This is a genomic window from Hymenobacter mucosus, from assembly GCF_900188255.1.
GTDB classification, from domain to species: Bacteria; Bacteroidota; Bacteroidia; order Cytophagales; family Hymenobacteraceae; genus Hymenobacter; species Hymenobacter mucosus.
Genome location: NZ_FZNS01000004.1, coordinates 201,454 through 227,239, shown reverse-complemented (window position 1 = coordinate 227,239; position 25,786 = coordinate 201,454). Strand labels below are relative to the sequence as shown.

Annotated in this window: 20 protein-coding genes and 1 tRNA gene; 13 read left to right on the top strand and 8 right to left on the bottom strand. The window is 56.8% G+C overall.

What is annotated here, in order from left to right; translation table 11 throughout:
* Positions 1–263 precede the first annotated feature (263 nt).
* Entirely contained in the window at positions 264–2,759 is a 2,496-nt protein-coding gene (gene galB / locus CHB83_RS10925) for a beta-galactosidase GalB (protein ID WP_089332652.1), read from the top strand.
* A gap of 197 nt (positions 2,760–2,956) precedes the next feature.
* Here the strand turns inward: galB and CHB83_RS10920 are convergent.
* Positions 2,957–3,028 (bottom strand) — tRNA-Glu (locus CHB83_RS10920).
* 247 nt (positions 3,029–3,275) lie between these two features.
* On the opposite strand from CHB83_RS10920, the gene gap reads away from it, so the two are divergent.
* The 5 genes from gap to CHB83_RS10895 all read left to right on the top strand — a co-directional run bounded on the left by gap (position 3,276) and on the right by CHB83_RS10895 (position 6,769).
* Positions 3,276–4,283, top strand: a complete 1,008-nt coding sequence (gene gap, locus CHB83_RS10915) for a type I glyceraldehyde-3-phosphate dehydrogenase (protein WP_045687084.1) — start codon at positions 3,276–3,278, stop codon at positions 4,281–4,283.
* 130 nt (positions 4,284–4,413) lie between these two features.
* Positions 4,414–5,283: a diacylglycerol/lipid kinase family protein gene (locus CHB83_RS10910; RefSeq protein ID WP_045687085.1), complete on the top strand. Its 870-nt coding sequence runs from the start codon at positions 4,414–4,416 to the stop codon at positions 5,281–5,283.
* A 109-nt stretch (positions 5,284–5,392) separates the two neighbouring features.
* A complete protein-coding gene (locus CHB83_RS10905; RefSeq protein ID WP_045687086.1) occupies positions 5,393–5,737 on the top strand; it encodes a translation initiation factor in 345 nt (114 codons plus the stop codon).
* 56 nt (positions 5,738–5,793) lie between these two features.
* The gene (locus tag CHB83_RS10900) at positions 5,794–6,342 is read left to right on the top strand and encodes an HPP family protein (protein WP_045687087.1); all 549 of its coding nucleotides are present in this window, start codon (positions 5,794–5,796) and stop codon (positions 6,340–6,342) included.
* Positions 6,343–6,349: 7 nt separating this feature from the next.
* Positions 6,350–6,769 (top strand): DUF1622 domain-containing protein, encoded by a 420-nt coding sequence (locus tag CHB83_RS10895; RefSeq protein ID WP_045687088.1) that lies wholly within the window; start codon positions 6,350–6,352, stop codon positions 6,767–6,769.
* Here the strand turns inward: CHB83_RS10895 and kdsB are convergent.
* Positions 6,766–7,515, bottom strand: coding sequence for a 3-deoxy-manno-octulosonate cytidylyltransferase (kdsB, locus tag CHB83_RS10890; protein WP_089332651.1), 750 nt, complete (start codon positions 7,513–7,515; stop codon positions 6,766–6,768). The two genes, CHB83_RS10895 and kdsB, sit on opposite strands and share 4 nt — an antisense overlap.
* Positions 7,516–7,813: 298 nt before the next feature.
* On the opposite strand from kdsB, the gene CHB83_RS10885 reads away from it, so the two are divergent.
* From CHB83_RS10885 to rlmF, 4 genes are all read left to right on the top strand, one after another.
* Positions 7,814–8,806: a LysM peptidoglycan-binding domain-containing protein gene (locus tag CHB83_RS10885; protein WP_089332650.1), complete on the top strand. Its 993-nt coding sequence runs from the start codon at positions 7,814–7,816 to the stop codon at positions 8,804–8,806.
* A 91-nt stretch (positions 8,807–8,897) separates the two neighbouring features.
* Positions 8,898–9,656: a TIGR02757 family protein gene (locus CHB83_RS10880; protein WP_089332893.1), complete on the top strand. Its 759-nt coding sequence runs from the start codon at positions 8,898–8,900 to the stop codon at positions 9,654–9,656.
* 193 nt (positions 9,657–9,849) lie between these two features.
* Positions 9,850–12,267, top strand: a complete 2,418-nt coding sequence (locus CHB83_RS10875) for an endonuclease MutS2 (RefSeq protein WP_089332649.1) — start codon at positions 9,850–9,852, stop codon at positions 12,265–12,267.
* A gap of 73 nt (positions 12,268–12,340) precedes the next feature.
* Positions 12,341–13,264, top strand: coding sequence for a 23S rRNA (adenine(1618)-N(6))-methyltransferase RlmF (gene rlmF, locus CHB83_RS10870; RefSeq protein ID WP_045687089.1), 924 nt, complete (start codon positions 12,341–12,343; stop codon positions 13,262–13,264).
* A 162-nt stretch (positions 13,265–13,426) separates the two neighbouring features.
* Here the strand turns inward: rlmF and CHB83_RS10865 are convergent, their stop codons facing one another.
* From CHB83_RS10865 to CHB83_RS10845, 5 genes are all read right to left on the bottom strand, one after another.
* Positions 13,427–15,715 (bottom strand): phospholipase D-like domain-containing protein, encoded by a 2,289-nt coding sequence (locus tag CHB83_RS10865; RefSeq protein ID WP_089332648.1) that lies wholly within the window; start codon positions 15,713–15,715, stop codon positions 13,427–13,429.
* A 221-nt stretch (positions 15,716–15,936) separates the two neighbouring features.
* On the bottom strand, positions 15,937–16,965 hold the full coding sequence (murB, locus tag CHB83_RS10860; RefSeq protein WP_089332647.1) for a UDP-N-acetylmuramate dehydrogenase: 1,029 nt from the start codon (positions 16,963–16,965) through the stop codon (positions 15,937–15,939).
* Positions 16,966–17,134: 169 nt separating this feature from the next.
* Positions 17,135–18,529 (bottom strand): sugar MFS transporter, encoded by a 1,395-nt coding sequence (locus CHB83_RS10855; protein WP_089332646.1) that lies wholly within the window; start codon positions 18,527–18,529, stop codon positions 17,135–17,137.
* 90 nt (positions 18,530–18,619) lie between these two features.
* Entirely contained in the window at positions 18,620–19,282 is a 663-nt protein-coding gene (locus CHB83_RS10850) for an aquaporin (protein WP_045687093.1), read from the bottom strand.
* Between the two features lie 94 nt (positions 19,283–19,376).
* Positions 19,377–20,396, bottom strand: a complete 1,020-nt coding sequence (locus CHB83_RS10845) for a hypothetical protein (RefSeq protein WP_143437115.1) — start codon at positions 20,394–20,396, stop codon at positions 19,377–19,379.
* Between the two features lie 137 nt (positions 20,397–20,533).
* On the opposite strand from CHB83_RS10845, the gene CHB83_RS10840 reads away from it, so the two are divergent.
* Positions 20,534–21,745 (top strand): THUMP domain-containing class I SAM-dependent RNA methyltransferase, encoded by a 1,212-nt coding sequence (locus CHB83_RS10840; protein ID WP_245855327.1) that lies wholly within the window; start codon positions 20,534–20,536, stop codon positions 21,743–21,745.
* Positions 21,746–21,868: 123 nt separating this feature from the next.
* Here the strand turns inward: CHB83_RS10840 and CHB83_RS10835 are convergent, their stop codons facing one another.
* Positions 21,869–22,213 carry a four-helix bundle copper-binding protein gene (locus CHB83_RS10835; protein ID WP_072144742.1) on the bottom strand — a complete coding sequence of 115 codons (345 nt, stop codon included), beginning with the start codon at positions 22,211–22,213 and terminating at the stop codon, positions 21,869–21,871.
* Positions 22,214–22,371: 158 nt separating this feature from the next.
* On the opposite strand from CHB83_RS10835, the gene recQ reads away from it, so the two are divergent.
* Together recQ and CHB83_RS10825 are read left to right on the top strand one after the other, a co-directional pair.
* Positions 22,372–24,654, top strand: coding sequence for a DNA helicase RecQ (recQ, locus tag CHB83_RS10830; RefSeq protein ID WP_089332644.1), 2,283 nt, complete (start codon positions 22,372–22,374; stop codon positions 24,652–24,654).
* 285 nt (positions 24,655–24,939) lie between these two features.
* Complete coding sequence (locus tag CHB83_RS10825; protein WP_055562244.1) at positions 24,940–25,752, top strand: helix-turn-helix domain-containing protein; 813 nt, start codon at positions 24,940–24,942, stop codon at positions 25,750–25,752.
* Positions 25,753–25,786 lie beyond the last annotated feature (34 nt).

The window sequence follows — 25,786 nt, the reverse complement described above, 5'->3', positions numbered from 1 at the left end:
GCAGAAGGAGGCGTTTAGCCGTTATTTTTTTACCTCCTTTTTTCTCACGTGCGCGCACAGCTTAGGTTTGGCCTTCTCATCTCCAGCGCAGAAATGCTCCTGATTTGATACTGTTGATCTTGGGCTCACCTTAAACAGGTGGAGTTACCGCCGACAAGGAACCCAGCCGAGCACAGTGACGCAGCCCAAGCAACCGGAAGTTCGCGCCGGCTCCTTATACTTACTGCATTCTAGTGCCTTTCCTGTTTTCGTTTCCTTTCTGAATGTTCAGTTCTTCCTTCTACCGTTGCCGCGCTCTACCTATTGTCGCGGCCCTCACTCTTAGTGGCTCCTTGTACCAGTCGGCTGTGGCTCAGGCCCGCCGGGAATATCTGCTTACCACCAACTGGAAATTTACCAAGGGAGATGTGCCCAATGCGGCCCAGCCCACCTACAAAGATGCCTCTTGGCAAACAGTGCAGGTACCCCACGACTGGGCCATTTATGGTCCCTTTGATGGCAACAACGATCTGCAAACGGTGAAGATTGAGCAAAACCAGGAGCAGAAAGCTACCCCCAAATCGGGCCGCACGGGGGGCTTGCCGTTTATTGGCACCGGCTGGTACCGCCGCCAGCTAGACGTGCCGGACTTCGGGCCGGGCAAGCGGGCAGTGCTACTGTTCGATGGTGCCATGAGCGACGCCCACGTATTTGTGAACGGCAAGGAAGTAGGCGCCTGGGCTTACGGCTATAACTCCTTCTCCTGCGACATTACCGATGCCCTGCAAGCGGGTGGCAACAATGTACTAGCAGTTCGTCTGCGCAACCAAGCTGAAGCCTCGCGCTGGTACCCTGGTGCCGGGCTGTACCGCAATGTGCACCTGCTGGTCACCGACGACGTACACATTCCGGTGTGGGGTACCTACCTCACTACCCCCGAAATCAACGCCAACTTTGCCAAGGTGAAGCTGCGCACGCAAGTAGCTACGCCCGGCAATACCTTCCAGCCCCTGCGCCTTGAAACCGAAATTCGGGATGCTGCGGGGCAGGTGGTAGCCACTACCAGCACCACCCTCACGGCCACCGACGGCCAGGAGTTCGAGCAAAACTTGGTGGTGAAAACTCCCCAGCTCTGGTCGCCGGAAACGCCCGTGCTGTATTCGGCCACCTCTAAGCTGTACGCCGGCAATGAGTTGAAAGACGAGTACCGCACGCCCTTTGGTATTCGCTCATTCAAATTTGAAGCTGGCAAAGGCTTTTCGCTGAACGGGCAGGTGCGCAAGTTTAAGGGTGTATGTAATCACCACGACTTGGGCCCCTTAGGCGCTGCTGTAAATACGGCTGCCCTACGCCGTCAGCTAGTCCTTCTGAAGGACATGGGCTGCGATGCCATTCGCACTACTCACAACATGCCAGCCCCAGAGCTAGTCACTCTCTGCGACGAAATGGGCTTCATGCTCATGGTAGAATCGTTTGACGAATGGAAGACACCCAAGGTAAAAAATGGCTACAGCCAGTACTTTGATCAGTGGTCGGAGAAGGACCTCGTGAACATGGTGCACCGCGACCGAAACCACCCGAGCGTAATTATGTGGAGCATCGGCAACGAAGTTCCCGACCAGGGCGCACCCGGCGGCGGCAAAATTGCCAAGCGCCTCCAGGATATTGTGCACCGTGAGGACCCTTCGCGCCCCGTAACGGCCGGCATGGACCAGATTGATGCGGCCATTAAGAACAACTTCGCTTCTGTACTCGATATTGCTGGCTTCAACTACAAACCTCACCGCTACGAGGAAGCCAACGATAAACTGCCTCAAGGGTTCTTGCTCGGCTCCGAAACGGCTTCTACCGTGAGCAGCCGCGGGGTGTACAAGTTTCCGGTAGAGCTAGCTAAACAAAAGAAATACCCCGATAACCAGTCATCGTCCTACGATTTGGAGGCCTGCGTGTGGTCGCAGACGCCTGACGAGGAATTTGTGAAGCAGGATGCGCTGCCCTACGTATTGGGCGAGTTTGTATGGACAGGCTTCGATTACTTGGGCGAGCCGACTCCCTACGATGAAGTGTGGCCCTCGCACAGTTCTTACTTCGGTATTATGGACCTCGCCGGCCTACCCAAAGATCGGTACTATCTCTACCGAGCCCGGTGGAATACCGCCGCACCCACCTTGCACCTGCTGCCCCATTGGACTTGGCCTGGCCGTGAGGGACAAACGACCCCTGTGTTTTGCTACACCAACTACCCCTCGGCTGAGCTGTTCGTAAATGGTGTAAGCCAGGGCCGTAAGACCAAAGGGCCCTCTGACAAGCCTCAAACTCAGTACCGCCTTATGTGGAACGAGGTGAAGTACCAGCCGGGCAGCATTAAGGTAGTAGCCTACGATGCGCAGGGTAAGGCCGTGGCGGAGGAAGAGGTGCGCACTGCGGGCAAGCCCCACCACATCAAGCTGGTTGCTGATCAGACCCACTTAGCTGCCGACGGGCAGGACCTAGCTTACGTAACGGCTCGGGTGGAGGACGCCCAAGGCAACTTGTGCCCCGATGCTACCAACGAACTAGCGTTTAAAGTAACTGGTGCGGGCCGCTTCAGGGCCGTAGCCAACGGCGACGCAACCAGTCTGGAGCTGTTTCATCAGCCCCGGATGCACGCCTTCCACGGCCAATTGGTAGCTACTGTGCAGGCCTCGGATAAGGCTGGCCCGCTGGAGTTGAAAGTAACGGGCAAAGGAGTAAAGCCCGCTACGTTACGTCTCATTACCGAGAAAAACGCCGCTAAATAAGGCTAACCGGTGCCGCTACGATTGAAAGCACTATTGTAGCGGCACCGGTAACTAGCCCTACCTCGGGTCAGAAAAACCGCCATAGGTCTTTAATGGGGCCGCTACTAAGCACGGCGCAGCTGGCTTGGCTCAGAAGAAATAGGTAATAAAAAAGGCCTCTGCAGTAATGCAGAGGCCTTTTTTCAAAACGAGGCGTGTAGTCCGTAGGGGAATCGAACCCCTGTTGGTAGAATGAAAATCTACTGTCCTAACCCCTAGACGAACGGACCAGATTAAGCGGCCTTGTTTCGTTTTGATGGTGCAAAGATACAGCCCGATAGATTCAGCGCAAGAGGGTGGTGGTAAAAAACCTGCGAAGACGAAAAAAGAGGCTGATTGTCAGGCGAAAAAAAATTCTACCCCAACGCCTGGATTTCGTATGGCTATCTTATTTGGCGATGTTAGCGGAGCCCTGTACCTTCGCTCGCGTTTTCACCCGGCCCTCCCGGACCGATAAACTCCCATTTCCCCATTCTTATGGCTAAAATCAAAGTTGCCATTAACGGCTTCGGCCGCATTGGCCGCCTGACGTTCAAGGCCCTGCTTCAGCGCGACAACGTGGAAGTTGTGGCTATCAATGACCTGACGGATAACAAGACCCTGGCTCACCTGCTGAAGTACGACTCTATCCACGGCCGTTTCAACGGTACTGTGGCGTACGACGAGGAAAGCCTGACCGTAAATGGCCAGCGCATTGCTGCTCTTGCTGAGCGCGACCCCAAGCTGTTGCCCTGGGGCGACATGGGCGTTGACGTGGTGCTGGAGTCAACCGGCCGCTTCGTTGACGAGGCAGGTGCTGGTCAGCACCTCACCGCTGGTGCCAAGAAAGTAGTTATCTCGGCTCCTGCTACTGGCAACATTCCTACCGTAGTACTCGGCGTAAACGAAGACATCCTGACGGGCGCGGAAACCATCCTTTCCAACGCTTCGTGCACGACTAACTGCTTGGCTCCCATGGCGAAGGTGCTCGACGATGCTTTCGGCATTGAGAAGGGCTACATCACCACGGTACACGCGTATACCTCTGACCAGAACCTGCAGGACGCGCCTCACAAAGATCTGCGTCGTGCTCGTGCTGCTGCCTACAGCATCATTCCTACCAGCACTGGCGCTGCCAAAGCCGTAGGTCTGGTACTGCCCCAGTTGAAGGGCAAGTTGGATGGTATCGCCATGCGCGTGCCTATTCCAGACGGCTCTACCACCGACCTGACCGTAATCTTGAAGCAAGAAGTTACGAAGGAGCAAATCAACGAAGCCGTGCAAAAGGCTGCCGAAGGTGAGCTGAAAGGCATCCTGGAGTACAGCACCGATCCGCTGGTGAGCATTGACATCGTAGGTAACCCCCACTCGTGCATCTTCGACTCGCAGTTGACTTCGGCCAACGGTACGCTGGTGAAGGTGGTAGGTTGGTATGACAACGAAACCGGCTACTCTACCCGCACCGCTGACCTCATCCAGAAGTTGGGCGAGAAAATGAACGGCTAAGCTTTCTGGCTTTCTGACTTAAAGACCGCCTGCCTGGGAAACCAGGCAGGCGGTCTTTTTTAGGGCGGCATACCCGGTACGCGCTATCTTTGACGCCCGCTATTTCCCTTGATACCATACGTCACCGCTCGTGCGCATTTGTTTTATTCTGAACCCCACTTCCGGTACTAATCGCACCCAAGACGTGCCAGCCCTGCTGACGCGCTACGCGACGGCCGCCGGTGCCACGTTCGAGGTCCGACTTACGCAGCACGCTGGCCACGCCGAAGCGCTGGCTTGGCAGGCGGCGCAGCAAGGCTTCCGGGTAGTGGTGGCCGTGGGTGGCGATGGCACTGTGAATGAGGTAGCACGCGGCCTGCTGGGCACCGAGGCAGCGTTAGGAATTGTGCCGCGTGGCTCGGGCAATGGCTTAGCCCGCCACTTACGACTACCCCTAGACTTGCCGGGCGCAGTGGCTCGGGCTTGCGCCCCCACGTTTCAGCGCATTGATGTCGGACGCATCAACGGTCGGCCGTTCTTCTGCACCGCGGGGCTGGGGTTTGATGCGCACGTAAGCAAGATGTTTGCCCAGGCGGGCACGCGAGGACTGAAAACGTACGTGAAAATATCCTTGCGCGAGTACCGCCGCTACCGCCCTACGCCAGTGCAAATAACCTTAAATGGGGAGCAGCTACTGGATACCCACTGCTACGTGCTGGCTTTTGCCAATGCTGCCCAGTATGGCAATAACGCCTACATTGCTCCGCAGGCTAATATTCAGGATGGGCTGCTGGACGTATGCCTGATTGATCAACTACCTTTCACGCGGGCCCTGCGGGTTGGTGTAGGCCTCGCCCTCGGGACGTTGGCTACTTCAGGGGCAGCCGTATATCATACCAGCCGCCACATTCTGGTGCAGTCAGCAGCCCCGTTGGGTTTCCACGTGGATGGCGACTACGTAACCGACGCCACTCGTTTTGAAGTAGAACTAACGCCATTGGCGCTGGAAGTAGCCAACTGACGCAAACAACAACACTGTGCAGTGTGCGCATTGAGCGTCCTGGGTGGTGATGGGTGAATACTGGCCCCCTACCCAACGCGCCTTGCTCACAAGCTTACAACTTACTCGCATGAAAGCCGATAAAAAACGCCGGGAAGGCGTGGTGTACTCCACCAACCCCGATTTTGAGTACCAGCACACGGGCGAAGAAACTGCTGCTACGCTGCCGCCTCAGCAGCAAAACCTACGTGTGCAGCTGGACAAAAAAGCCCGCGGCGGCAAACAGGTCACGCTTGTTACTGGCTTTGTAGGTCAGGACGCTGATCTGCAAGACCTAGGCAAGCTTCTGAAAACAAAGTGTGGCGTAGGCGGCAACGCTAAAGACGGCGAAATCATCATCCAAGGCGACTTTCGAGACAAAGTACTGGCAGTCTTGATTGAGAAAGGCTACAAAGCCAAAAAGGCAGGCGGCTAGCCAAGTTGGTACTGCCTTAGTGCACCCCACTGGGGTGATGCTGCGTAGGAGTCATAATGCCAAATTCGACCCCTACCACTGCTCAGCCGCTCGCCGATACCCCTGCTTCGGCTTCGGGCCGCCGAAGCCTGGGACGGCGCGGTGAGCTACTGTTGGCTTTGCTTCCCACCGCCACGGTGCTGCTCATGCTTTGGTTGCTGGAGTTGCTGAGCAACCAGCGCCTGCTGTTTGCCTCCCTGGCCTCTAGTGCCTTTCTAATTTACCTCGACCCCGGCCACCGTACCAATAGTGCCCGCACGCTCGCCATCAGTCAGTTGGGCGCGGCCAGTATTGGGTTTGTGCTGCACGCCCTGGTAGGTCCGGGTTACGTAAGTGCGGCCCTAGCCATGGTACTCAGTATCCTGCTCATGATTGCGCTAGATGCTATGCACCCGCCGGCCGTATCCACGGGGCTCAACTTTGCCTTTCGGGCCGGTAGCGGCGAGGGGAACTTGCTGCTATTTGGGCTGGCAGTAGGCCTAGTAGTGGTGCTGGTAATTGTGCAGCGCGGCTCTACCTACATCTTATCCCGACTTACACGCACCACTACGCCTACTACCTCATAAACCAAGGATGCCGACCGAATCAGTTACGTTATTTTCTCAGGCCGAAGCCGGTGTAGTCTCCGTAGTGCAGTGGCTGAAGCTTGGGGTTGAAACCATTGGGGCCCTCACTATTGCGCTGGGGATAGTGCTGGCGGCGGGGCTGTTTCTGAAGGCCCTTGTAGCCCGTCGCACCGCCGACTTCACCGCTATTCGGCTCACGTTGGCCCGCTACTTGGCCCTGGCCTTGGAATTTCAGCTTGGAGCCGATATCCTTTCCACGGCCATAGCTCCCAGTTGGGACCAAATCGGCAAGTTGGGGGCCGTAGCTGTTATCCGAACGGCGCTGAACTTCTTCCTGTCGCGGGAGATGAAAGAGGAGCGCCAGGATACTGCCGAGCAGCATGTAGTAGGAAAAGCAGCCGGTGAAACCAGCGGCCAGAAAGCTTAGCTTTCTATTTTTAGCTGAACCAAGGCTCTCTCCACATCCTCTGGGGTGTCGATGCCCAAGGTAGTCAGCTCCGTTTCGGCTGTCAGAATGCGGTAGCCGTGTTCCAGCCAGCGCAGTTGCTCCAGGCTTTCGGCCAGCTCCAATGGCGAAGGCAGCAGTTGCGTGATTTCCCGGAGCACATCTGGCCGGTAGGCGTAAAGGCCAATGTGGCGCAAGTAGCGGTGGTGCAGCAGCCAGTCGGCAGAAGGGTACTGGCGCTGGTAGGGCAGGGGGTGCCGACTAAAATACATGGCGTAGCCCTGGGTATCCAGAATCACCTTAGGAAGGTGGGGGCTGAACAATTCCTCGTCACTCACTACGGGCTTAACCAGCGTAGCCAGTTGCGGAGGATTAGGTCGGGCAAACAACGCTACCAAGGCATCAATCTGGGTTGGATGGATGAATGGCTCGTCGCCCTGAATATTGATGATGCAGTCAGCATCGGTGTGTAGCTGTTCGTAGGCTTCGCGTACTCGGTCGGTGCCGCTGGGGTGGTTAGCAGCGGTCAGCACGGCCTCGCCCCCAAATGCGATGACGTGGGCATAAATTCGCTCATCATCAGTGGCCACTATTACGCGGCTGAGGCTCGACTTTTGGGCTTGTTCTACTACTCGCTGAATCATGGATTTGCCGCCTAAATCAATGAGGGGCTTGCCTGGTAAACGAGTAGAGGCGTAGCGGGCGGGAATAATGCCGATGGCGTGCATAGAGAAAGAGCAGCAGGGTGGAAGCCACAAAAAACGGGAAAAACTAGCACGTTCCGATGCTTACCTGGGGCCACTGAACTACTACTTCTTGAAAGCCAGTAGGTAGCTCATTCTCCCATGAATCATAGCCGGCACGCAGCTAAGCCAAAAATATCTCAGAATCCACCAATAAAATCTGGGAAGCCTGGTTTAACACAGCGGCTACTAGGTAGGAATGCGTAACTTTCGGCAGTATTTATGCAGGTGAGATACAGCGCAGGTTGTATTGTCAGTGCCTGTTGCTTTGCGCTTTTCTTGTATGTCCCGATTCTCGTTGCTATCTGCTGCGTTTGTATTTTCTGGTTTCTCTGCGTTGGCGGCGCCGCGGCCGGTAGCCCCGCCCGATTCTATTGGCGTGGAGTACCGCAACAACAAAATGCTGATTAAGCACCGCGTGGCACCCGGCGAAACGCTTTATGGGTTGGCTCGCCGCTACAAAGTGCCGGTAGAGCAAATTGTGGAAGCTAACCCCAGCTTAAAAGGCGCACTGGTTACCAACCAGATAGTGTTGGTACCCCGCAACCGGGTAGTGATGACAGCTCCGGCCAGTACCCGCCCGGCTGCCACAACCGCTCCCACAACGGCTACTCGCAGCCTGCCTACTGATGCCCGCGGCAACCGCGTGTACAAAGTGGAAGCAGGCCAAACGCTCTTCTCTATTGCCCGCAAGTTTGGCACTTCTCCCGCCGAGCTGGCCCGCCTGAATGGGGTAACTACCAGCTACAATGTGCGTCTTGGCGAAACCATAATTGTGGCAGGTACCCCTGCTACCCGTCCCGAGCCCGCCGCCCCAGTTGCAGCAGCTCCGCGCCCGGCTACTCGCCCTGAGCGAGCCGATGATACGGCTGAGCGCGAGCGGGAAGCGCGCGAAACCCGGGAACGGGAAGCGCGTGAGCGGGCCCGGGAGGCGGCTCCGGCTCCTACTCCCACCACACCTGTCGAGGACGACCGAGAGCGGGCGCCCGAACGTGCCAACGAAATTGTGCGCCGCGTGTCAGAAAATGGGTTGGCTATGGTCATTCCCACGGACGCCTCCGATAAATACCTAGCTCTGCACAAAACTGCCCCTGTAGGTACTATCATGCAGGTGCGCAATATCATGAACGGGCAGTCGGTGTATGTGCGCGTAATTGGCAAGCTGCCCGACACGGGTGAAAATTCCAACGTGCTCGTACGCCTGTCCAAGAAAGCCGTACAGCGCCTAGCTACTCCCGACCAACGCTTCCGGGTGGAAACCAGCTACGTCCCCTAACCTTCGACCCCAGTACCAAACAGGGAGAGGTGAGACTGTTGTTCTGCGTTAGCTAGGCCAGCAGCCCCGCCTCTCCCTTTTGTTTGCCATTATGAACCACGCCCAGGTCCGCACCCTCCTCGACGAGAAATATCTGCATTACGACCAACCCACCTTTATTTCAGCCGACCCCATCAGCATTCCGCACCGTTTTTCCCAGCGGCAGGATATTGAAATTAGCGCCTTATTTTCCGCCTTGTTGGCCTGGGGGCGGCGCCCCACCATCATCAGCAAGTGCTTAGAACTAATGCGCCGCATGGACAATGCGCCCTACCAGTTTATTACTCAACACCACGACGATGACCTAAAAGGCCTACTGGGCTTTTGTCATCGTACCTTCTGCGACACAGACTTACTGTATTTTGTGCACTGGCTGCGTTGGTTTTACGCCGGGCACGATACCTTGGAAGATGCTTTTCTCGTGGGTATCACCCAGAAAGAAAGGTTAGAGAACTTCCACAACTTGTTCTTCAGCCTAGCGGATGCACCTCAGCGCACCCGTAAGCACGTAGCCACCCCGGCCCGCGGCTCGGCCTGCAAGCGCGTGAACATGTACTTGCGCTGGATGGTACGCCCCGACACCCGCGGCGTAGACTTTGGCCTCTGGCAGCGTCTTTCACCCGCCGACCTCATCTGCCCCTGCGATGTGCACGTGGAGCGCGTGGCCCGTCGCCTGGGGCTGCTTGAGCGTAAGCAAGTAGATTGGCTAGCCGCCGAGGACCTTACCGCCCACCTCCGCAGCTTCGACCCGCTGGACCCCGTGAAGTATGACTTTGCGCTGTTTGGACTGGGAGTGGAAGGGGAGATGTAAGCAGCACACTATCCATGTGGGCAGGTGCCTCACTGGCGAAAATGTTGTAAGACACTGCCCGCCTGAGGCACCAAGTAAATATGAAGCAAGCGCCCATGTATTACATGTAATTTATTGAATCTTTCCCCACGTGCGAAGTGTTTATCTTCGCATTCCCTTCCGAATATACAGTCCTACACAAGGAATACCTGATTTGATTCTTCCTCAGAATTTTGAGCAAAAAATAGGTTTCGCGCAGCTGCGTGAAATGCTGGAAGGCCTGTGCTTGAGTGCACTAGGTCGGCAGTTTGTGGCCAAGATGACCTTCCAGACAAAGCACGACCAGCTTCACAAGCTCCTACTGCAAACCGACGAGTTTCGCCAGCTGCTGAATAGCGGGGCCGACTTTCCGAGCCAACACTACCACGATGTGCACCAGCATTTGGTGCGCGCCAATATTCCCGGTTCTTACTTGGACGTAGCGGCGTTTTTCGCCGTGAAAATGAGCCTGCGCACCATTCGCGAGGCGCTCAGCTTCTTTACCCATGTCGAGGAAAATCTGTACCCTACGCTGCGTTTGCTAGGCATTGGGGTGCAGGTAGACCGCAACCTGCTAGCTGCCTTGGACAAGGTGGTGGACGACGAAGGCCAGGTGCGCGATAACGCGTCGCCGCTGCTGAGCCAGCTGCGCCAAGAGCTGATTAACCGGCAGGGGCTGCTGCGCAAGCAAATTGCAGGTATTCTGCGCCATGCCCGCCAGGAAGGTTGGGTGCCCGAGGGCTCTGAGCCGACTATTCGGGGTGGCCGTTTGGTGCTGCCGGTTATTGCCGAGCACAAGCGCCGCGTGAAAGGCCTCATACATGATGAGTCGGCTACAGGACAGACGGTGTACATTGAGCCGGAAGCTGTCTTCGAGCTGAACAACGACATCAAGGACCTGGAAAATGCCTACCAGCGCGAGTTGGTGCGTATTCTTACCCAGCTCACGGCCCACTTACGCCCCCATATTCCCGACTTACGCAAGGCCTACCAATACTTGGGGCTGCTGGACTTTATTCGGGCTAAGGCGCAATTAGCGCGTCGTTTGGAAGCTACGCTGCCAGTGTTGAATCCTCGTCCGCTGATTCGCTGGCACCGCGTGCGACACCCGCTCCTGTACCTCACCTTCCAGGCCCACGCCAAAGACGATGCGCGCGAGGTAGTACCCCTGGACATCGAGCTGAATCCCGAACAGCGCATTCTGCTGATTTCGGGACCCAATGCCGGTGGTAAGTCAGTGAGCATGAAGACGGTAGGCTTAGTGCAGTATATGCTGCAGTGCGGCTTGCTTATTCCGGCCGGCGAGGAGTCTGAGTCGGGCGTGTTCGAGGATATCTTCCTGGATATCGGTGACGAGCAGAGCTTGGAAAACGACCTGAGTACGTATTCATCTCACTTGCTGAGTATGAAGCAGTTCGTGACCCTGGCTAACAAGCGCAGCTTGGTGCTGATTGACGAATTTGGTACGGGCACCGAGCCCAGCCTGGGCGGCGCTATTGCCGAGGCCGTGCTGGAGCAGCTCAACCGCGCCCGGGCTTTCGGGGTCATCACTACCCACTACACCAACCTGAAAAACTACGCCGAGCGTACGGCGGGCATCATTAACGGGGCCATGCGCTACGACCCCGAAAAACTGCAGCCCCTCTATCGTCTCGAAACAGGTAAGCCTGGGTCAAGCTTTGCCATCGAAATTGCCCGCAAAATTGGTTTGCCCAAGGACATTGTGGAGCGTGCTACCCAACTGGTTGGTAAAGATAAAATTCGCTACGACCGGCTGCTGGAAGGCTTGGAAAAGGAAAAAACCGAGCTTGAGCAGCGCACTGCCGAAGCGGCCAAACAGGAGCGGCGCATGAAAAAAGCCGCCCAGGACTACCAAGACCTTAAGAAGTACCTCGACGACACCACCCTTGATGTACTGCGCGAAGCCAAGGCCAAGGCGAAAATGCTGCTCAAGGACACGAATCAGCAAATTGAAGCTACCATCCAGGAGATTCGCCTGGGTCAGGCTGAAAAGGAGCGCACCAAGGAAGCCCGCGGCAAGCTGGATACCTTCGTGCGGGAAAAGCTGCAGATAGAACCGCCGAAAGCCCGCGGCACTCGAGAGCTAGCCGACCCGAATACCCTTAAGCCCGGCGACAAGGTAGCGCTGCTGGGCCAGGAAGGGCACGGTGAGATTATGAGTGTGAAAGGCAAAACGGCAGAGGTTTCCTTTGGCGGCCTGAAAACCATTGTGAAAGTAAGTCAGCTGGAAAAGCTCACGCGCTCCGAGATTCGGGAGCGGGAGAAGGAAGCTGCTCGTAAAGCGCCGGCTCAGCACGCCACGCTGGACATTACGGGGCGTATGTCGGGCTTCAACACCACGCTGGACTTGCGCGGGGAGCGGGCAGAAGATGCCCTGAACAGAATCATGGCCTACGTGGACGACGCCGTGATGCTGGGCGTGTCGGAAATCAAGATCCTGCACGGCCGCGGCAACGGGGTATTGCGCCAAGTGGTGCGCGACTACCTCCACCGCACGCGCGAAGTAGCCAGCGTGGCTGATGAGCACGCCGACCGCGGCGGTGATGGCGCCACGGTAGCTGTGCTGAAATAGTACCATCTTGCATTGCCAGAACCCGTTGCGAACCCCGCAACGGGTTCTTCTTTTCCCTTGAATCTAATACTTTATGCACCCCCGCAACCTTCACGCCGCCCGCTACGACTTCGACCAGCTAACCAGTATCCGACCGGAACTGGCCGCTTTTGTAGTGCCTAATCCTACGGGCGACGACAGCATCGACTTTGCCAACCCGGCGGCGGTGAAAGCGCTGAATCAGGCGTTGCTTCAGCAGTTTTATGGAGTAGCGCAGTGGGACGTGCCCGCTGGCTACCTCTGCCCACCCATTCCGGGCCGGGCCGACTACCTCCACTACGCCGCCGACTTGCTGGCCGCTGAGCACGGTGGCGTGATACCGCGCGATAAGGGTGTGCACGTGCTCGACGTAGGAGTAGGCGCCAACTGCGTGTACCCCATTGTGGGGACGCGGACGTACGGCTGGCGCTTCGTGGGGTCCGATATTGACCCTGTCGCTATTCGGGTGGCTAGGCACATGGTAGAAGCAAACCCTGTGCTGCGCGGCCGTATCGACATCCGCCACCAAACGCACGCGGACTACATCTTCGAGGGTATTGTGAAGGCGCGCGAGGAGTTTGATTTAGTGGTGTGCAACCCGCCGTTTCATACCTCGGCGGCCGAGGCGGCAGCCGGTAGTCAGCGCAAGAACCGCAACCTCGGGTACGCCAAGGCACCGGAGCCTGTGCTAAACTTCGGGGGGCAGAACAACGAGCTTTGGTGTGAAGGCGGGGAAGAAGGCTTCTTGCGTCGGATGGTAGCCCAAAGCAAGCCATTGGCTGGGCGGGTATTGTGGTTTACTTCTCTGGTTTCTAAAAAACAAACCCTGCTTAGTGCCCATTACTTCTTGCAACAGGCCGGCGCCACGGAGGTCAAAACTATTGATATGACCCAGGGACAGAAAGCCAGTCGCTTGGTAGCTTGGACGTTTCAGGACGCCGAACAACGGCAGGCCTGGGCCCAACGCCGCTGGAAGTAAGCTAGCTCCCTCTAGCAGTGCTACGTGTGTGTATCCAGATCAGCGTCATAAGCAAATGCTTAGTGCTCAGGAAAGCCCAATAATGCATACTCTGCATCAGTACACCAGTAAATAAAAAAGGCTCCCAGTATTGGGAGCCTTTTTTATTTACTGGTGTACGTGCTACTGAACTACAACTCGGCTAATCTGGGTCGATTCGGTTGTTTCAATTTGCACAAGGTACAAGCCAGCACGTAAGGAGGAGGCATCTACGCTTACTTCCTGGCCGTTCAGGGTCTTGGTTTGGTCGAGTACTATGCGGCCGGTAGCATCGCGCAGCACCACGCGGGCCGAGCGCGCCTTATCTGAGTGCATGCGCAGCTGGAAGGAGCCGCTGGTGGGGTTGGGATACACGTGCACGGCGCTTTGTTGCACGGCTGTTTTGTTGGCTAACACTAGGCTACACACGCTCACGCCGGCATTCTGATCGGCGATGCGCCGGGCAAACTCCTGGTAGAACTGGTTTGTTATCAGAGCATCGTGTACAACCAGGGTGTTCTCGTCATTTTCCGTGTTGGCCGAGAGGCTCCAGTTGTGCGAGCCCACAAACACCAACGGATCTGATTGCGACGCGCCGGCATCAACGATGGCATATTTGTGGTGCATGATGCCGCTGAGCTTGTTGACCAAGATGCGGTTGCCAACGGCCGTTTTAATGGTGCGGAACACGCTGCCCGAGGCTGCGCTGCTCGTTGTATCATCAAGTAGTACTTCCGTGCAGCTAGCAATGCCCTTGAGCTGCACCTGGTCGCGGATGGCGCGGGCAATATCGCTCTGCGTGATGAGCATGGTGGCAATATGGAGGTCGTTGTCGGCCGTAGCCACTGTTTCAATCAGGCGCCCGTTCACGTTGTCAGTGGGCGAGAACCACGATTCCACTGACTTGCCCCCAATGTTGAGGTAGTGGGGAGTGTTGTCGGTTTTGCGGGAGCCGAATACGGCCGTGGTCTGTGTGCCGCCCCCCCACATTTCGTTGAACTCTATGGTGTACACCCGCGCCAGCGACTGGTCTTGGATGGCAAGGGAGTTGTTGCGGTCGGTGCTGAGCTGCGCGGGCGTCCAGTTGGTAGAGCCCGTCCAAACCCACGGTTGGTTGGGGGTAGTGCTGTTGGCGTCAATCACCACAAACTTGTTGTGCATGATGTTCTGCGTGGTTTGGCGACCAATGCGCGGAATAGCTGCATTCAGGCCACTAATACTGGCGTTGGTGTTATCGTTTTCATAGATCACCCGCACCTGCACGCCCCGAGCCTGCGCCGCATTCACCGCTGCCAGAATAACCGGGCTGTTCCAATTGTACACCGCAATGTCTAGGGTTTGCTGGGCGCGGCTGATGTAGCGCGCAATGGTATCGGCCACGGCCCCGTTGGCTAGGTAGGTAGCCGTGTTGCCCGGCAACGCCAGGGTAGTATTCACTGGGTTTGTGAAATAGGTGCGCATCTTCCCCGTCGATTGGGAAGCTGTAATCATGGGAAGCACCCGCGACTCAGACAAGCCCACCGAATTGGTGCTGCTAGCCTTGACGTAATACACCGTGGCGGGCTGTAAGCCGCTGATAGTTAAACTATGCTGAGTGGTGCTGGTTGCGCTGGTTAGGGCCGTAAACGGGCCACCCGCCGACGCGGCATATTCCAGCTTGGTAGTACCCGCATTCTGGGTCCGGAAGTTTACCGTAAAGCCCGACGTAGTAATATTGGTGGTGGTAGGGGCGCTAACGATATTGGGAGTGAGGCCCTGCTGAAAGTCGGCGTAGAGGCGGGGCAGCAACTGGTAGCCGGTGGTTCCTGCCGTGCGGGTAAACTGGCTCATGATGCCTACCACGTCGAACGTGCCTGTGGGCGACGGCTTGCCAATCAGGCCATCAGGCCCAGTGGAGGCCGCATTCACGTACATGACGGTGGTAGCGTTGTTGCTGATGCGGTAGGTAGTACTCGCAAAAGCCGTTACGGCGGCGCCGGCCGTCGTTGTTACGGTAGTGGCATTTGTCAGCTTCACCAGTTGGCCTTCGTATTGCTCGGCGTAGGCCGCCGCCGCATTAGCAGAGATAAAGACCACGGGAGTGGGTAGGGGGCGGTTGCCGGCCACTACCGTCAGCGACGATACGGGGTCCAGCTCTAGTAGCCCGTTGTAGTCCTTCAGGGTGCCCGTCACGACGATGGAGTCGCCGGGGCGCACGTTGGCGGTGAGGGCGGTGGAGTACACAGCAATGCCGGCCGTACCATCCTGGATGTAGCGAATAACGCCCAGCTCCGGCCCGTTGGTAGCCACGCCGCGGAGGGTTACGCTGGCGCCCGAGGTGCCATAGGCGGGCGCCTGAGCCCGGGCTTGCGCAATGCTAATGGCCGTTTGCGCACGTGCTGGCCCAAAAACCAGCAGCAGCGCGAGTACAGTCCAGAGAGTAAAGTGTTTCATGCAATAAAAAGAAAGGTAGAAAGAAGAAACAGTGAAAGACGGCGGCAACTATCTTGGTTTCAGAGGAGAGGTCACTACACCTGAACTCGAGAGCAATGTCTGGATAGGCTAAGCTCAGAGCTGATGCACGAGCAAGTAGGCCGAGGGAGTACTGCACAAAACCGGCCCGCCTACTTCACAGTAAACAGGCCGGTTTGCGTGCAGACTTGGCAACAGTGAGCTTAGAAAATATTCACTTCGGGGTGCAGCTCCACTCCAAACTTCTCGCGTACCGAGGCAATAATGTCGTGTGCCAGCTCGCGGATGTCCTGTCCCTGTGCGCCCCCATGGTTAACGAGTACTAGCGCTTGCTTATCGTGTACACCGTGGGCGCCGCGCCGCATACCCTTCCAGCCACACTGCTCGATCAGCCACCCAGCCGGCACCTTCACACCCCCAGGCACGGGGTAGCCCGGCACCTCGGGGTACTGGGCTTTCAGCTCATCAAACTTGGCCTGCGAAACCTCCGGGTTTTTGAAAAAGGAACCCGCGTTGCCAATCTGAGCAGGGTCGGGGAGCTTGCTGCGCCGAATGTGCATCACAGCCTCGCTTACTTGGCGCGGCGTGGGCTCACCCCCAATGCCCAAGTCTTCGAGCGTGGTTTTAATGGCTCCGTAGCTCACGTTGGGCTGGGCCTGGCGATGCAAGCGCAATACTACCCCCGTCACGATATACTGATTTTTCAGGGGGCCTTTGAATACACTCTCGCGGTAGCCAAAGCCACACTCGGCTGCCGAAAACGTGCGCAGCTGCCCAGTGCTGATTTCCAGGGCCTCTAAGTGGTCAAAGGTATCCTTGAGTTCGGCTCCGTAAGCACCAATGTTTTGCAGAGGCGCCGCGCCCACCGTACCTGGAATCAAGGACAGGTTTTCGATGCCGCTCAACTCTTGGTCGAGGGTGTATTGCACCATGCCGTGCCACGACTCGCCGGCGCCGGCCCGCACTAGGGCTGTGTTGTCATCCTGGCTAATAATATCGAGGCCACAAATTTCATTCTTCAGCACTACCCCGTCAAAATTCTGAGTAAACAGCAGGTTAGAGCCACCACCTAGCACCAGCTTTTCAGCCGCTTGCACTTCGGGTAGTTGCAGCAAAGTTTGCAAATCCTCTACCGACGAGAAACGGGCAAAGAGCCGAGCTTGTACATCTAGGCCAAAGGTGTTGTAGGGCCGTAGGGAAACGTTGTGTTCGAGAACAGGAGCCAAAGCCATAGCGAAGGAGGAAGGTGATGCGCTGGTAAAGGTAGCCGTTTGCAAAATTCCGCCGAAGCCTGGCGTCGGCAGCACCCTACCCGGCAACTTCCCCACGCGACTAGATGCAGAAACGGGCCACCTTCCGAAGAAAGCGGCCCGCCTGTAGTGAGCAGCACGATGTATTGGGCTAGCGCACCCGGTACCCGCGTAGGGAGTAGAAGAGCAGGTAGGCGTAGCACAGGGCAGGCAGCAGGAAGGCCACACGCAGGCCGCCGCCGTTGGTTGCTACCCACCCCATAATCAGAGGAATGACGGCGCCTCCTACAATAGCCATGATGAGGTAGGAAGAGCCTTGCTTCGTGAAAACACCCAGTCCTTTAATAGCCAAGGGGAAGATAACGGGCCACATAATGGAGTTCATCAGGCCACACAGCACAATAAGCCACAGCGCCGATTCGCCCTGGGTGCTAATGGAGGCCAGCACCAGCACCACGCCCGCGGCGCACACGGCCACAAGGGCCTTCCGGTCGTTGATGCGGGTGAGCAGGGGGATGCCTACCACTCGGCCTAGCAGAGAGCCAAACCAGTAGGAAGAAACCAGCACGGCACCTACCGCCTTCGTGAAGCCCGCAGTGGTATCAATGGGCGCCGGAGCTTGCCCTACCAGCACGGCAATAAAGTTTACGGCCACGTTGAGGCCCCGTACCAGCGCTTGGGTGAAGCCGCTTAGCTGAGTTATACCCTGAGCTTCGCCGTAACGAATCAGGAAAGACCCCAGGCCTACCTCCACGCCCACGTACACGAAAATGGCGGCTACTCCCATAGCCAGGTGCGGAAATTGTAGCGCCGACGTACGCCCGCTAGCACTCGGAACAGGCTCGGCGCTTTCGTCAGCGAAGGTTTCCAGCTCGGGCAGCTTCAGCAGGAAGAAGGTACCGGCCAGCACCACCAAAAACACCGCTAGGCCAATGTAAGGACCCTTCACGAGGGTAGCCTCCTCGGCCAAGCGCTGGGCTGCCGGTAGGGTAGCCAGCCGAGCCTTCAGGGCTGCGGAGCCCCCAAATAGCAAAATACCACCCAGTAAGGGCGACAGGGTGCCGCCGAAGTTATTAGCTACTCCCACCACGCTCACCCGGCTGGCTGCCCGGCTGGCAGGTCCCAGAATGGATACGTAGGGATTGGCCGCCACTTGCAGCAGCGTCACGCCTGCCCCCAGCACGCCCAGCCCAAGCAGGAACACGCCAAAGGTGCGGGAGTTAGCCGCCGGGATAAATAACAATGCCCCTGCTGCCATAACCAGCAGCCCCAATACAATGCCGCGCTGGTACCCCAGCTTCTCCAGAATACGGCCCGCCGGCAACGACATCAGGAAGTATGCCCCAAAAAAGGCCGACTGTACCAACGACGACTGCAAGTCGGTGAGTTGGCACACGTCCTTGAGGTAGGGCATAAGCACATCATTGAAATTGGTGACGGCCCCGAACAGGAAGAACAGGCTCGTCATGGCCGCCATGGGCAGGGCGTAGCTGCGCGTGGCAGTGCTAGGGGCGGTGGTAGTAGCGGAAGGGAGGGGTGCGGCCATGCAGGCAGGTTGAGAGAAGCAAGAGAGCCTTAAAGATAGAAAGACCCACCAGAACAATGCCCCCTGAAGTAGCCCTATGCCGCTAGTAAGCTAGGCTACCTTGGGCGCCACAACCGAACGAGTCAGGAATTGCCACGTGAATACGGCCGCTACGGCGCCTACCGTTGGCGCCACTAGGTACAGCCACACGTGCTCCAGATGCCCTGACACTAGCGCCGGCGAAAAGGACCGGACCGGGTTCATGGAAGCGCCACAAATGGGACCCGCAAACATGGCTTCCAGTAATACTACGCCCCCAATAGCCAGGCCAGCAAACAGACCCTGCTCCTTGGATCCGTAGGCCACGTTCAGGATAACCAGCATCAGGAAATAAGTCAGAATAAATTCCAGCACAAATGACTGCTCTTCGGAGCCGGCTGGCAGCGTCCCCCCAAGCAGTTCATTGGAAGGAAATAGGTAGCGCAACGTAGCACTAGCCAGCAGTGCACCAGCAAGTTGACTTATAATGTAGGGAAGAAGTTCTTTCGCCGGAAACTTGCGCGCTACCGTGAAGGCAATGGAAACTGCCGGATTGAAATGCGCCCCCGAGATGGAGCCTAGCGCATAAATCATGGACGTTACCACCAGCCCAAACGTGATGGCGATACCCACGTGGGTAATGGCGCCGTGGCTTTCTTGATTGATAACGATAGCGCCGGTTCCGCAAAAGATGATGGCAAAGGTGCCCAACACTTCGGCAACGTATTTCTGCATGTAGTTGGTAGTTGATGGCAAGCTGGCTCAGTAGTAAGCCTACGATATTCGAATTTAAGGTGGATTGGCAAGCTGATCCGTAGCAGTATGCGCATTATAAGGGAAACTGCCGCCGCAACTGCTGGTAACCCGCGTGGTCGTCGAGGCTGGTGAGGCTCTCAAACATACTGATAAAGGTGCGCACCAGCTCAGGATCAGCCGTCTGCATAGCCCGGGTTTCGGCCACCCGATCAAGATTATACTGGCCCAGGAAAACTATTAATCCCCGAAAAGGCTCCTTGGCCTCGGCATTGAAGCGCAGAAATAACTGAAATGGCAGCACCGGTAAAGGCTGGTGCGGAGCCAAGCCGGCGGCCTGTTGCTCGGGGTGCTCAGAGAGGCTCGTAAACGTATCGTGAATCTGGCGTAGGGTAGAAAGGTGCTGCTCGCGGTGCTCATGCCAGTGTTCTTCCGCTACCGGAGCATCAGGGTGAAACTGCTGCCACACGCCTTGCACATAGTGGTGGAGTAGGCCATACTGGTCGCGGGCGGGCGGGCGGGTTTCGGGCGTTTCGTCAGCCAGGGTAGCCAGGTAAAACTCGCGGGCGTCGCGGGCTCGTTCCAACAGCAAGTCATGAATCCGGTCGGTGAGGGCGCGCGTTTCTCGCTGGTTGAGAGCTGGGTGATGGTGGCGGGCGTAGAACGTGCCAATAGACGCCGAGTCGGTCATAATTGCCAGGTACTCGCTCCCCTCGGCTTCGGCCAGAAACTCCGCAATTTCCCGCATAATGGGCTGAAACCCCTTATAGAGCTCCCGCGTGGCGTCGCTAATGGTTACCACCGCGTTTTTAATCTGTTCTTCCACGGTATTGCTGCTCACTACCAGCTGCCGGGTCTCGTGGGCCAAGGCCTGCATCTGGCTTAGTGCTTCATCCGTTTTGCGGGAGGCATCGTCGGCCGCCTTCCAGCTCTGAAACGCTACAAACAAGCCCAAAAACGACGCTACACTGCCCACCACAGAGTAGTGCCCATTCATGGCATCGTACGCGGTGATGCCCATAACCGCCAGCGCCAGAAATAGAATCAGATAAAACAAAGAGCTTTTGCTCGGGTCGAAGAGAAAAGAGGGGCGCATAGAGTAGGCAAGTAGTGCAAGCAGGGTGTTACTACCCAAGAAGGACAAGGTAAGGGTTGGATAGTAGCAACGGCATGTCTAACGGTGAAACGCAAATATGGGTCGCCACACCATTTACCCCGCTACTTTCCCGACCTTTGCGCCTTCTTACTGCCTTTACCTACTCGCTCATGGCTGCCAATCGTCGCTCCGCTCCATTTTACATGACTGCCACCACCCAGTTTGGGTTGGAAGAAGTGCTGGCCGAAGAGCTACGCCAACTAGGCGCCAAGATTGAAAAAGTAGGTCAGCGGGCCGTGGAGTTCGTGGGTGACACCCAGCTACTTTACGAGGCCTGCCTGTGGTGCCGCACGGCCATGCGCATTCTGCGCCCGTTTGCCGGCTTCTACGCCCGCGATGAGAAAGCGCTGTACCGGGAAGTAAGCCGCATCGACTGGCAGCGCTTCATCGACCCCGACCAGACGTTTGCCATCACGGCCGTTGTCAATAAGTCCACCTTCGAACATTCCTTATTTGTAGCTCAGCTCACCAAGGATGCCATTGTGGACCAGTTTCGTGACCGCCTGGGCCGTCGTCCTAGCGTGGATGTGAAGAATCCTGATATTCGCCTGCACCTGCACATGATTGAAAACGAGGTAACTCTAAGCCTCGACGCCTCTGGTGAATCGTTGCACAAGCGCGGCTACCGCCAGCAAACCAACGTAGCTCCTCTGAACGAGGCCTTGGCCGCTGGCTTGCTGCTGCTGGCCGGCTGGGATGGTAAGAAGACGCTTATCGACCCTATGTGCGGCTCTGGTACCTTGCTCACCGAAGCGGCCATGCTGGCGCAACGCGTGGCGCCGGGCCTCTACCATCAGGGGAAGTTCGGCTTCGAGAATTGGGCTGATTTCGACGCTGCCTTGTGGGAATCAGTGCAGCTAGATGCCCGGCAAGCCCGTTTGGAGGAGCCCCAGGCGTACATTGCCGGCTCCGACTTGTCAAGGGAGTACATTGAGCTGGCCCGTAAAAACGTAGCCGCCGCTGACTTAGAAGACTTTATTCGTTTGGGTGTGCGCGATGTGAAAGAAGCCAAGGCCCCTGCCAAGGAGGAACCCGGCATCGTTATCATGAACCCGCCCTACGGGGAGCGGATAGGGGAGGAAACGGAGATGGACGCCCTCTACAAAACCATCGGCGATACGCTAAAAACAGGGTTTCAGGGCTACGATGCCTATGTTTTCACGGGCAACTTGGAAGCTGCCAAGCGTATTGGCCTGAAAACCTCCCGCCGCATTCCTCTCTATAACGGCCCTATTGACTGCCGCTTGCTCAAGTACGAGCTTTACCAAGGCACCCGCAAGGTGAAGTAGCCAGCAGGAAACATACTGTAAAACAGAACACTCTCTACAATAGGAAAGTCAAAAGGCCCGGCCACCTTCGCAGCGCGAAGGTGGCCGGGCCTTTTCGGGTGAGAGCTACCCAGAGCAGTTGAACTACCCGGCATATTGCTGGCATGCCTCCACGCACGCGCGGCACGCCGCGGCGCACTGCTGGCAGTGGTCGTGTTGGTGTTGGCCGCACTCATCGGCGCATTTCTGACAGATTTCGATGCACTCCCGGAGTACATGCTTAGCGTGGTCGGAGCCGCGAGCAATGAAAGCGGCCGTGAGCCGACAGATATCGGCGCAGTCCCGGTCGAGGCGGATGCAGGGCACCATCATCTTGACATGATCCTCGTGTAAGCACGCATCGGCGCACATTTCGCAGGCCGCAATGCAGCGGCTGAGCGCGTCGAGGACAGGTTGGTTTTGAGAGTAGGAAGCAGGTGAAAAAGCCATAGTCTGGTTTATAAGAAGTGAGATAGTGTTCTGCTTACTTAAACGGCCGGATGCGTTCCGCGACTGTTCAGGATTCTGTTTCTATAGTGCACGATTTCCACCTCCTGCTAGTTATACATACTCTCTCACCCCGCTGCGTTTAGCCGTATCTTTACCCCATGTTATTTGCTGCCGAACCCCTCGCTCCTACAATTGAATCTGCCCGTCGCGTCCTGAAGAAGTACTACGGCTACGACGCATTTCGGCCCATGCAGGAGGACATCATCGGCAACATTCTTGGTGGCCAAGACACGGTAGTGCTCATGCCCACGGGTGGGGGTAAGAGCATCTGCTTTCAGGTGCCGGCCGTGGTGCAGGAGGGAGTGTGCGTAGTTGTATCGCCCCTGATTGCGTTGATGAAAGATCAGGTGGAAGCCCTGAAAGCCAACGGTATCTCGGCGGCCTATATCAACAGCAGCGTGGGCATGAGCGAGCAAAACAACATTGCTGCCGACTGCCTCAATGGCTACCTAAAGCTGCTCTACGTGTCGCCGGAGAAGCTGCTGTCAGAAGGGTTTATGACCTTCCTCAAGCGCATGCGTATTAGCATGTTCGCCATTGACGAGGCGCACTGCATCAGTTCCTGGGGCCACGACTTCCGCCCTGAATATACCCAGCTGCGGGTGCTGCGCGAGCAGTTTCCTAACACGCCCATTATTGCCCTCACGGCTACCGCCGACCGCCTCACCCAACGCGATATTCAGCAGCAGCTGCGCCTGAATAACCCGCGCGTATTCCTGTCCAGCTTCGACCGGCCCAACCTGAATCTTATTGTGCGGCCGGGCCAAGATAGGGTAGGGGGTATTCTGGAGTTTTTGGAGCGCCACCAGGGCGAGGCGGGCATTGTGTATTGCCTCTCGCGCAAGCAGTGTGAAACGCTAGCCCAGAAAATCCAAGCTAAAGGCATCAAAGCAGGCTTTTACCATGCGGGCATGACGCCCAACCAGCGCGCCGCCGTGCAGGAAGCCTTCCTGAAAGATGACTTACAGGTAATTGTGGCCACCATTGCCTTCGGCATGGGCATCGACAAAAGCAATGTACGGTGGGTAATTCACTACAACCTACCCAAAAATATTGAGGGATATTACCAGGAGATAGGACGTGCTGGCCGCGACGGTAGCCCGGCTACAGCTGTGCTATTCTATTCCTTTGGCGACGTGATGAGCTTGCGAGACATGCTCACAAAAGAAAACCCCAACCTTACTCAGCTCAACCTCACGAAGCTGGAGCGCATGCAGCAGTTTGCAGAAGCTGCCTCCTGCCGCCGCAAAATTCTGCTCAACTACTTCGGAGAAACGCTAGCCACTGACTGCGGCAACTGCGACATCTGTCGCAACCCGCCTACCACCTTCGATGGCACCAAACTGGCCCAGAAGGCCCTCTCGGCAGTAGTGCGCGGCCGGGAGCGGCTCAGCATCAGCCTGCTTATTGATGTGCTGCGCGGCATGCGCAACCAGGCTGTTCTCAGCCAGGGGCTCGACCAGATAAAAACCTACGGTGCCGGCCGCGACCTGCCTTACCTCGACTGGTACAGCTACATCCACCAGATGCTCAACGACGGGCTAGTCTACATTGCTTACGAGGAAGGGTACTCTCTGAAAATTACCGACTTGGGCCGGGAGGTGCTGCAAGGCCAGCGTCCCATCTCCATGAAGAAATTTCAGCCGGCTGAAAAGGCAGAGAAGACACCTCGGGGCCGCAAGGCCGCGGCCCCAACGGCCAAGGCTACCCCGGCCACCCGCGAGGCGCAGCTGTTCGACGCCTTGCGCACCCTACGCAAGCGCATTGCCGACGAGCAGGGGGTGCCCCCGTACGTTATCTTCACCGACTCTACCCTGCAGGAAATGGCCGAGGAGCGCCCCGTCAATCGTACGGCCATGCTGGCTATTTCAGGCGTCGGAATGAAGAAATTCGAAACCTACGGTGAGGTCTTCATTCGCGAAGTGCTGGCCCACGGTGGCAACCCCGCCGCCCAGGCAGAACTAGACGAGGACGACATGCCAAGTAGCCTCGGCCCGGATGATTTCAGTGCGGCGCCGCCGCGCGCTACCCGCAAGCGCGAGCCCAAGGCTGCACCGACAACAGGCAACGATGTGAACAGTACTATGGAGACGACCCACCAGTTGCACCGTATGGGACTGAGCATAGAGGCTATTGCCCAGCGCCGCGACTTGGCCGTCTCCACGGTACAAAGCCACCTTACCAACTGCTACGCCAAGGGCCTGGAGTTGCGTATCGAGGAGTTTTTGAAGCCGCAGGAGTTGGCCGAAATTCAGACGGCACAGGCTCAGCTGGGAGGCAGTCCGATGCTCCGTGACTTGTTTGATCACCTGCGCGAGCAGTACGACTACTTTAAGTTGCGCTTGGCCCTGATGTACTTCAAGAAGCTGCGCGGAGAGTAGTCGGGCACAAAAAACATTCTAAGAACAGCCGAAGGCCTAGCGTATGCATAGCGCGGACCATCGGCTGTTTTTAGTACGTAATAACATTACTGCTTGATTAGCAAAGAAAATGGCGTTTTGGCTGCTCAAGTGCACCGGACGTTAGGCCATCCGAGGGGTGGAGTAGACCAAATTTTTTTAGCAAAAAATTCAGCTAATTGAATTAGTATTCGCGTAGAACCGTTTGTACCTTCGTGAGCCGGTAAATCTTTACCGCTGAAGCCAATTTCCCCGGCTCCCTGCGCTATGATCAACACTAATCTCAAATTTTGGCGGCGCGAACTGGCCCTCACCCAGGCGCAGATGGCCGAAAAACTCGGCATCAAACGCTCTTTGGTGGGAGCTTATGAAGAAGGCCGTGCTGAGCCCAAGCTCGCCACCTTAGTAAATATGGCCCGTTTGTTCGGCATTACGCTGGACTCGCTCGTTACCACCGACTTTAGCAAGAAAAAGAATGCAAAGGCGGCGTTGCAGCTTCAGGCTCAAACCGTAACGTCTACCGATGTGGTGACCACGCGCCCGGGCAACAACAACCTGCGTATCTTGGCTCTTACGGTAGACAAGGAGCAGAACGAAAATATTGAGTTGGTTCCTCAGAAGGCTGCCGCTGGCTACCTCAATGGCTACGCCGACCCGGAGTACCTAGAGGAGCTTCCGAAGTTCCGCTTGCCCATGCTAAGCACTACGGGTACTTATCGGGCCTTCGAAATTGCGGGCGATTCCATGCTTCCAATTGCTAGTGGTACGGTTATCGTGGGCCGCTACATTGATGATTGGATGAGCATTAAGGATGGCACGCCTTGCATCGTAGTGAGCTCCAAAGAGGGTATTGTCTTCAAGCGCGTATTCAACCGCCTTAAAGATGCCGCCATGCTGGCCCTGCATTCCGACAACCCCGTGTACTCGCCCTACGAGATTGATGTGGAGGATGTGGTAGAAATTTGGGAGGCAAAAGCATACATCAGCAGCACTTTCCCCATTGCTGATTTGTCGCTCAACCGGCTGGCTAGCATTGTGCTTGACTTGCAGCAGCAAGTAAGTACCATGAAGAAAGTATAAGCATAGTTGCACAGTGTGCGTTATAACGCCCGCT